At 68.4% G+C, this 8418-nt stretch carries 10 protein-coding genes; all 10 read left to right on the top strand.

Translation table 11 applies throughout. From position 1 onward, the window contains the following. Window positions 1–325 (top strand): hypothetical protein (locus HOP12_09115; GenBank protein NOT34314.1); only part of this gene is annotated, 325 nt, incomplete at its 5' end. Continuing rightward, window positions 300–1682: a sigma-54-dependent Fis family transcriptional regulator gene (locus HOP12_09110; protein NOT34313.1), complete on the top strand. Its 1383-nt coding sequence runs from the start codon at window positions 300–302 to the stop codon at window positions 1680–1682. The genes HOP12_09115 and HOP12_09110, both read left to right, overlap by 26 nt. 349 nt (window positions 1683–2031) lie before the next feature. Further along, window positions 2032–2553 (top strand): response regulator, encoded by a 522-nt coding sequence (locus tag HOP12_09105; protein NOT34312.1) that lies wholly within the window; start codon window positions 2032–2034, stop codon window positions 2551–2553. Further along, window positions 2550–2903 carry a hypothetical protein gene (locus HOP12_09100; protein ID NOT34311.1) on the top strand — a complete coding sequence of 118 codons (354 nt, stop codon included), beginning with the start codon at window positions 2550–2552 and terminating at the stop codon, window positions 2901–2903. The genes HOP12_09105 and HOP12_09100 overlap by 4 nt, the downstream gene beginning before the upstream one ends. After that, window positions 2900–3163, top strand: coding sequence for a hypothetical protein (locus tag HOP12_09095; protein ID NOT34310.1), 264 nt, complete (start codon window positions 2900–2902; stop codon window positions 3161–3163). The genes HOP12_09100 and HOP12_09095 overlap by 4 nt, the downstream gene beginning before the upstream one ends. Continuing rightward, window positions 3160–4023, top strand: a complete 864-nt coding sequence (locus HOP12_09090) for a P-loop NTPase (GenBank protein ID NOT34309.1) — start codon at window positions 3160–3162, stop codon at window positions 4021–4023. The genes HOP12_09095 and HOP12_09090 overlap by 4 nt, the downstream gene beginning before the upstream one ends. 8 nt (window positions 4024–4031) lie before the next feature. Beyond that, window positions 4032–4955: a FliA/WhiG family RNA polymerase sigma factor gene (locus HOP12_09085; protein NOT34308.1), complete on the top strand. Its 924-nt coding sequence runs from the start codon at window positions 4032–4034 to the stop codon at window positions 4953–4955. Window position 4956: 1 nt separating this feature from the next. Further along, window positions 4957–5364 (top strand): hypothetical protein, encoded by a 408-nt coding sequence (locus HOP12_09080; protein NOT34307.1) that lies wholly within the window; start codon window positions 4957–4959, stop codon window positions 5362–5364. After that, a complete protein-coding gene (locus HOP12_09075; protein NOT34306.1) occupies window positions 5361–6317 on the top strand; it encodes a GGDEF domain-containing protein in 957 nt (318 codons plus the stop codon). Before HOP12_09080 ends, HOP12_09075 begins: the two co-directional genes overlap by 4 nt. A 7-nt stretch (window positions 6318–6324) precedes the next feature. Then, entirely contained in the window at window positions 6325–8112 is a 1788-nt protein-coding gene (locus HOP12_09070) for a response regulator (protein ID NOT34305.1), read from the top strand. Window positions 8113–8418 lie beyond the last annotated feature (306 nt).

Genomic DNA, 8418 nt, shown 5'->3' with positions numbered 1-8418 from the left:
ATCCAGCGCGCCGCGGCGGCCGGCGGTCGCCGCGGCGCGCTGGATCGAGTACGAACAGATCCGCGTGATCGACTCGGGCACCGGCGTCCCGCGTGGGCTGCTGGTCAAGCTGTTCGATCCGTTCTTCTCAACCAAGCCGGGCGGCACCGGGCTGGGTCTCTCGATTTCACAGACCATCATGCAGGAGCACGGAGGCTCGATCGCGGTCGCGAGCCGCGAAGGCCGCGGCACCACCGTGCTGCTCAACTTCCCAGTGGAGAAACGCCATGGCGAAAGGCGAAACGATGACAACGGTCAGCATGCCCGTGCTTCTCGTCGTCGATGACGAGCGCACGCTGCGATTCAGCCTCGGGGAGTGGGCGCGCGATGCGGGCTTCCGTCCGCTCGAAGCCGAGAACGGCCGCGAAGCCCTGACGAGGGTCCGCGATCAGTCGGTCGACGTCGTGCTGCTGGATCTGCGCCTCGGCGACGAGGACGGGCTCCAGGTGCTTCAACGACTGCGCGAGGAAGACGCCACCATGCCGGTCATCATGCTGACCGGGCACGGCGGCGTCGAACAGGCGGTGCAGGCCACGCGGCTCGGGGCCTACGACTTCATCGAGAAGAAGCCGCCGTATCTGGATCATCTCGAAGTGGTGGTGCGGCGCGCGCTCGAACACTCACGCCTCAAGCGTGAGGTCGATCATCTGCGCGAGGGGCGCCGTGGCCAGCCGTTGCTCGGCGAAAGCGCGGGACTTCAGAAGGCCCTGCAGCGGCTCGAGAAGGTGGCGAAGAGTTCCGGCACGACCGTGCTGCTGCACGGCGAGACCGGCTCCGGGAAGGAACTCATGGCGCGCTACCTGCACGATCGCAGCCCGCGCGCCGGCGGTCCGTTCGTGGACCTGAACTGCAGTGCGATTCCCGAGCAGCTGCTCGAGAGCATGCTGTTCGGACACGAGAAGGGTGCGTTCACCGACGCGAAGCAGTTCAAGAAGGGGCTATTCGATCTGGCGGATCAGGGCACGCTGTTGCTCGACGAGATCGGCGAGATGACGCCCCAGCTCCAGTCGAAGCTGCTGCGCGTGCTCGAGTCGCGCACGTTCCGACGCGTCGGCGGTCACGACGACATCGTGGTCGACGTGCGGGTCGTCGCGGCAACGCATCGCGACCTGAAGAAGATGGTGGCGGACGGGCGCTTTCGCGAGGATCTCTACTACCGGCTCAACGTCGTCACGATCGAGATGCCGCCGCTGCGTGAGCGCGCGGACGACATCGAGCTGCTCGCGACCCACTTCATCGCACGCATCGCGTCGGAGCTGGGGCGTCCGCCGGCTCGCATGCACGCGAGCGCGCTCGCCGCGCTCAAGTCCTACGCATGGCCCGGCAATGTTCGCGAGTTGAAGAACACGATCGAGCGCGTGCTGATCCTCGAGGCGGACGAGGAGATCCGGCGTGAGCATCTGCCACTCGAGGTGGTGGGGCCCGCGCGCGATTCCGCCCGCGGCGGTTCGGATCCGTTTCCTGCCGGACGGGTGCGACCGCTCGAGGAGATCGAACGGCTCGCGATCGTGCACTCGCTCGGCGTCTGCGACGGGAACAAGACGCGCGCGGCGCAGGCGCTCGGAATCTCGCGACAGACGTTGAGGACCAAGCTCAAGGAACTGCACATGGACGACGAGGCGGAGGCCGGCTCCGAAACCTGAGCGGCGCCGAACTTGAGGATTCGTTGCGGGTCGACCGGTGAGGATTCGGTCGGCCCGCCTCGATTTGCGGAAGAAGCCTGGGCGGGCGAATTGCGGAAACCGGCGGGCAGCCTGCAGCCCGCGCGGCCCCGCTGAGGCACCGCCGCGCAAACCTGGTTTGCGCGCGTCACATCCATCAGGCGGCCTAAAGCGCTGGCCTGAATCGGGTTCGCCGCTCGACTTGCGAGTCATTCAGGTCGGAGCAAATCGTCGGACCGGTCCGGATTCGACGAAAACTGAAGCGGTTTCTTCCGCTGGCACGGGCGCTGCAGAAACACCACCCCGTCCACCAGCGCGGAGAACCTGCCTCATGCCCCACATTCTGATCGTCGAGGATGAAGCCACCATGTCGTGGGCCCTGTCGGAAGGGCTCGCCGACGATGGATTCACCATCGATACCTTTCGCACCGCCGAGGAGGCGTGGCGCTGGCTGCAGGGCTCGCGCAGCGACCTCGTGATCTCGGATCTGCGACTGCCTGGCATGAGCGGCCTCGAACTCGCGCGCAAGCTGCGCCGCGGCCGTCATGCGCAACCGGTCATCATCGTCACCGCCTACGGCTCATCGGAGACGCTGCGTGATCTGCGTTCGGCCGGCGTCTACGAGTGCCTGCCCAAGCCGTTCCGCATGGAGCACCTGCGTCAGGCGGTGCATCGTGCGCTCGAAACCGCACTGGCCGCGCGCTCGGCGCGACGTACCCGCACCGCACGTGCGACGAAGGCCTCGAACTCCACGCGTATCGTTCCGGCGTCGAATGCTGCCGGCGCCACGCGGCGATCGACCACCCGGCCGGCCGCTTCACGCGCGACGCGCAGCGTGCGGAGAGCGGCGTGAAGCGCGGCATCGTGATCCCGACCCGCTCGGCGGTCGCCCGGCGCATCGCGGCGAATGCACCCGCGCTCCTGACGCGGCCGCGGACGCACTCGCGCATCGCCTCGAATTCCGCCTCCGGATCCCTGCGCTCGCGCGTCGAGTACGCGTTTGCCCGTCGCAGCCGCCGCGAACGTCTTGCGCTCGCATTGCTGCTGCGCGATCGCCTGCGGCCGGTCGAGGTCGCGGTGGTGCTCGGCGTGTCGGTGCGCCAGGTCGAGCGAACGCTTGCCGCCTTCCTGACTTCGATCGGTCGCGTGCAGACCCGCAGCGGTCGCGTGGTGAGCCGCGCGCCCGAGCGGCGGGCCGCGTGACTCCCGTGACTCCTGCCTCCGACACGCGCCGCCCCATGCCCGGCTCGCGGATCGCGTGTCTCGACGCAACCCGCGACGCGCTTGCGTCCCTCTCGAGCGAGCGTCGTCGCCTCGAGCGGCTGGGATTCGAGGCTCCGCTGGCGCGTTGTCACGACCAGACTCGTTACTGGCAGTTCGTGCACGGACTGTTTGCGGTCGCGGCGGCATCCGACTCGGCGTCTCGGACCGAGCGCCTACGCAACGGCACGGTGGCCCCATGAAGCGCGACCGCCTGCGCGTCGTCAGTGGCGCCGTCGATCCCGGGGCTTCGAGCGATCATCCGGCGCGTGGTTCGCGTCCGCACGCCCGCACGCTCGGGGTGGTCTCGGGGCGCGGAGGCGTCGGTCGTTCGCAACTCGCGGCCAATCTCGCCGTCGCGCTGCAGCAGCGTGGCGCCCGCGTGCTGCTCGTCGATCTCGATCTGGCCCAGGCAAGCCTCGATTTGGTGCTCGGGGTTCACGCGCGCTGGGACCTGCATCACTGGCTGCGCGGTGAGCGCGTGCTCGACGAATTGATGCTCGATGCCCCGGGGGGCATCCGCCTGCTGGCGGCTGGACCGTCGCCCGTCGCAGTCGAGACGCTCGACGATTATCGCCGAGAAGCGCTGCTGCGCGGCATCGGAGCGCTCGACGTGCCGATCGACGTCGTGGTCCTCGATCTGCCCGCGGGTGCCGATGCGGCGCCGTTCGCGAACGCCTGCGACGACGCGGTGCTCGTCACGACCTCCGAGGAGAGTTCGGTCTCGGACGCCTACGCGCTGCTCAAGCAGATGCACGCACGCGCGCCGCGGCTCGCATGGCATCTGGTGCTCAGCATGACGGCGACCGCCGAAGAGGAAATGGAGACCTGGCAGCGACTGCGCGCCGTGACCCGTCGTTTCCTCGGATTCGAGCTGCCGTCGTGGGGCTCGGTGCCGATCGATGCCGCACTGGCGCGCGCCGCACGCGCCCAGGAACCCGTTGTTGTTGCCTACCCGGGCTCGAATGCGGCGGCGGCCTATCGCTCGTTCGCATCGCGAGTCTGGGCTCCCTCCGGTGATCCCCTTGCGAACCCCAACGTCCCCGAGAGGCTCGAAGCCTAGGAGGATTCATGCCGCGCGTCGCCGTCCCGACCGCACGTCGTACCGCCACCCGCAAGCCCGCCACCTCGACGCGAAGCAAGTCCGCACCCCGCGCGTCGACGGTTGCACGATCGACCACGCTCACACGCACTCAAGCCCCGGTGCGCGCGACCGTGACGCCGATCACCGCAGCCGCCCGACGGCCCGGAAGCCCGCGCACGATCCCGGCCGCGGTGACCTATTCAAAGGACGAACTGTTGCAGCGGTTCGCGCCGCTCGTGCGCCACGTGGTGGAGCGCATCGCAACGACGCTTCCGCGTAACGTGGACCACGAGGACCTCTACTCGGCGGGCGTACTCGGCCTGCTCGACGCGCATGCGAAGTTCGACGCGCACAAGGGCGTCAAGTTCGAGACTTACGCCGTGTGGCGCATCAAGGGCGCGGTGCTGGATCAGCTGCGCGCGCTCGACTGGGCCTCGCGCTCGATGCGCCGCAAGGCACGCAATCTCGACGGCGTGACGCGCAAGCTCGACCAGAAGCTCGGCCGCGCGGCGTCCGACGAAGAAGTCGCGAAGGAGATGCGGCTGTCGCGGGCCGACTACTTCCGGCTGCTCGATCAGGTTCGCGGTGCGGTGCTCGTTTCGCTCGATGAAACCCGCTCGAGCGAAGACCAGGAACCGACCACGCTCGCCGATCACCTCGCCGACCCGACCATCGTGGACATCGAACAGCGTCTCGCCGATGAGGAGAGCAAGCTGCTCCTGCTGCGGACGCTCGACCATCTGCCGGAACAGGAGCGGCTGGTGGTGGCGCTCTACTACTACGAGCACATGACGCTCAAGGAGATCGGACGCACGCTGGGCATCTCGGAATCACGAGTTTCGCAGGTGCACACCCGCGCCATGTCGCGGCTGCGCCTGCGGCTCGGCAACTCGCTTGCCGAGGCGGCCTGAGGTGAGCGAGTTCGCGATCCCGACCGACGAGCTGCCGCTCGCGCCGTGGGAGCCGTTGCGCGAGGCACTGCTCGCGCGCGCCGCCGCGGCCGATGCGCGTGGCGAGCCGACGGGCGCCGAGCTGAGAGCCGTCGTCGATCAGTGGTGGCAGGCACAGGAACTCTGGAACGCGGACGTCGCAAATCGGCTGCGCGTTCATCACGACATCAACAATGCGCTGGTCGGAGTGAGCGGCAATGCCCAATTGCTCATGATGGGCCCGGCCGGCCGGACGCCGGGCGTACGCGAGCGGCTCGAGGTCGTCCTGCGTGAGTCGCAGCGCATCGAATTGTCGGCGCGCGGTCTGCGCGCGCTGCGTGTCGCGTTCGCTCCCGATCCGGTGGAGCGGCGCCAGCGAGGGGCGGCATGAGTGGCACCGGCGACGCACGCGAACTGGAACGGTCCGAAGCAGGTTCGCACCGGCACGGCGATGCCGATGCGCGCGGCGGACGCCGCCGCGCCGCACGCTCGTTGTGGAGTGCGTGCGAGGCGCTGCTGCAGGACGACGGTCGCGCGGTGAATCGCGCGCTCGACGATCTCGCGAAGGCGTTCGACTGCGACGGCGTCGCGATCCACCTGGTGGGCCGCGACGGCACGCTCGAGCCATGGTCGGCGCGCGGAGCGTGGAAGCGGCGCGCCGGCGACCTGCGCGATTGCCTGGCGGTCCCGATGATGCGCGGCGAAGAACGCGTGGGTGTACTCGATCTGGTTGCGCACGCCGGTCGCCGCTGGAGCCCTGCGCAGTTTGCGCTGGTGCGGACAGCCGCGGGTGCGCTGGGCGCGGCCCTCGGTGCGCGCATCGAGCTGCGGCGTCTGAGAACTCAACCGGGTCGCGACACGCTGACCGGTCTGCCCGACGGCGGAGCGTTTCGAATCCGCCTGGGTGCCGAACTCCAGCGTGCACGTCGCGCCGGTGAGCCGGTCGCCGTGGTGGTGCTGGACCTGGATCGATTCGGCGCGCTTCGTAAGCGCTACGGGGCGGCGGTCGCGAACCGGGTACTGGCCGAAGTGGCACTGGTGCTGCGCCTCACCCTGCGAGAATCGGACGTGCTGGCTCGGCTCGGCTCCGACACCTTCGTCGCGCTGCTGCCCGACGCCGATGCGGGTCCGGCACGCCGCTGCGCGGAACGCCTGATGCGAGCACTCGAGGATCACGCGTTCGCACGCGTCGGAGCACTGAGCGCTTCGTGCGGAGTCGCCGCGAGTCCGCGCAGCGGGCGCGATGCGCTCGAGCTGCTGAATCATGCCGAAGCGGCGCTCGACGTCGCCAAGAAGTCCGGACGGCGGCGCAGTGCGGTCGCCGAAGCCGGCGTGGTCCATTGAGGTCCCGATGAACGAACTCATCCCACCGACTCCCGCTTCGTCGAACGAGTCCGGCTCCGCCGCGCGAATTCTGGTGGTCGACGACGAGCCGAGCGTCGCCGACGTGTGCAGCGAGTACCTCGGCAGCGAGGGCTACGAGGTCACGGTCGCGGTCAGCGGGGAGGAGGCGGTGCGGGTGATCCCGCAACTGCGCCCCGATGTGATCCTGACCGACATCAACCTGCCCGGGGTCTCGGGACTCGAGGTCGTCAAGTTCGCCAAGCAGCTCGACGCCGACGCCTGCGTGATCGTCGTGACCGGCTACGCTTCGACGACCAGTGCGGTCGAGGCGCTGCGACAGGGCGCCTACGAGTACGTGACGAAGCCTTTTGACCTCGAGGCGGTGCACAAGATCGTCAAGAGCGGCATCAAGAATCGCCGCCTCAAGGAGCAGAACCGGCAGATCCTGGTGGAGCTGCGAGAGAAGAACGAGCAGCTCAGTCGTCACGAAGTGGAGCTGCGCGAGCGCGTGCGCGTCGCGACCCAGCAGCTTCGGACGCTCTACGATGTGAACCAGGAGATCAGCGCCAACCTCGAGCTCGTGCATCGCGTCGAGCTGATCACCGCGCGCGCCGCGCTCGACGTGCACGCACGCTCCGCGGTGCTCTACTTGCGCCGCGAGGGCACCGACGATTACCGCGCGGCCTCGACGAACGGACGCTCGTTGCATCACCAGGGCGCGGACTCGGTCGACTTCCGTCACGGAGAGGGATGGTTCGGGGCCTGTGTGGCCTCGGAGCGCTCGCTGCGCTGGGATCCGAGCGCGGGCGTGGCCCCGGTACTCCCCGGAGTCATGCCGGCGGCGGCCGAGTCGCTGGCCGCGATTCCGCTCGTCTCCGAGGGTTCGGTGGTCGGCCTGCTGGTCGCCAGCGACCGGGAGGGAGGCTTCCACCATGACGAAGAGAACTACCTCACGCTGTTCGCTTCGCAGGCTGCGATCGCGATCCGCAACTCGCAGCTCTACGAACACACCAAGAGCCTCGATCGCCTCAAGTCCGAGTTCGTGGCGGTGGTCTCGCACGAGATCCGCACCCCGCTCACCTCGATCAAAGGCGCAATCGAGCTGCTCGGCGACGCGCAGTACTTCCAGAACAACGACCAGCAGAACAAGCTGCTGACGATCGCGCACGCGAACACCGAGCGCCTGCTGGTGCTGATCGGCGACATTCTCGACTTCTCGAAGCTCGAGTCCGCTTCGCTGCCCATGCACCTCGAACGTCAACGCATCGAACCGGTGGTCCAGCAGGCGGCGCAGAACATCCGCACGCTGCTCGCCGACAAGCAGCTGCGGCTCGAGCTCGCCGACTCGCACGATGTGCCGGATCTCATGATCGACGCGGATCGCATCGGGCAGGTGGTCACGAACCTGCTCTCGAACGCGGTCAAGTTCTCGCCCGCCGGCGGCCGAATCGACGTCACCGTCGAGCGCAGCGACGAATTCGTGAAGGTCAGCATCAAGGACCAGGGCGAAGGCATCGCGACGCACAACCTGTCGCGACTGTTCCAGAAATTCAGCCAGGTCGACACCACCGCGACGCGGCGTGCCGGTGGCACCGGCCTGGGTCTCGTGATCTGCAAGGGCATCGTCGAGCAGCACGGCGGCACGATTCACGTCGAGACCACGGTCGGCGTCGGCAGCTCCTTCTACTTCCTGCTGCCGCTCACGCCGATTGCGGGTGAATCGGCGCGCGCCATTCAGACTGATGCCGCGCGCACCGATGCCTCGTCGACGGGGTCGACGCGTTCGAGCGCGTGACCCTGCTCCGCGCTTGACGTCACGCGCGGCAAGCGCGTAGCTTGGCCAGGTCGCGAGCGTCACGAGGACGCGCGCACCAGACTCCGACGACGGAACGTTCCCGAGCGCCATGGACGACGCCCGAGCGGACAGACGCCGCTCACTTCCCACGCCAACACTCGTCTCGGTTCCCCTCTCCGCAGGGCTCGCACTGCCTTCGTGGTGGGAGCCGGCGTACACACTCGTGACCTTTGCGGGCATCGCGTGCCTCGTACTCGCGCTGGTGCTCGTTTATCGCGTTCGCCGCGTCGGTCCGTGGCGCCGACT

The sequence above is a fragment of the Candidatus Eisenbacteria bacterium genome (assembly GCA_013140805.1).
GTDB lineage: Bacteria > Eisenbacteria > RBG-16-71-46 > RBG-16-71-46 > RBG-16-71-46 > JABFRW01.
Note: the sequence above shows the minus strand (reverse complement) of the source record. Positions and strands in the feature narration are given on the sequence as shown.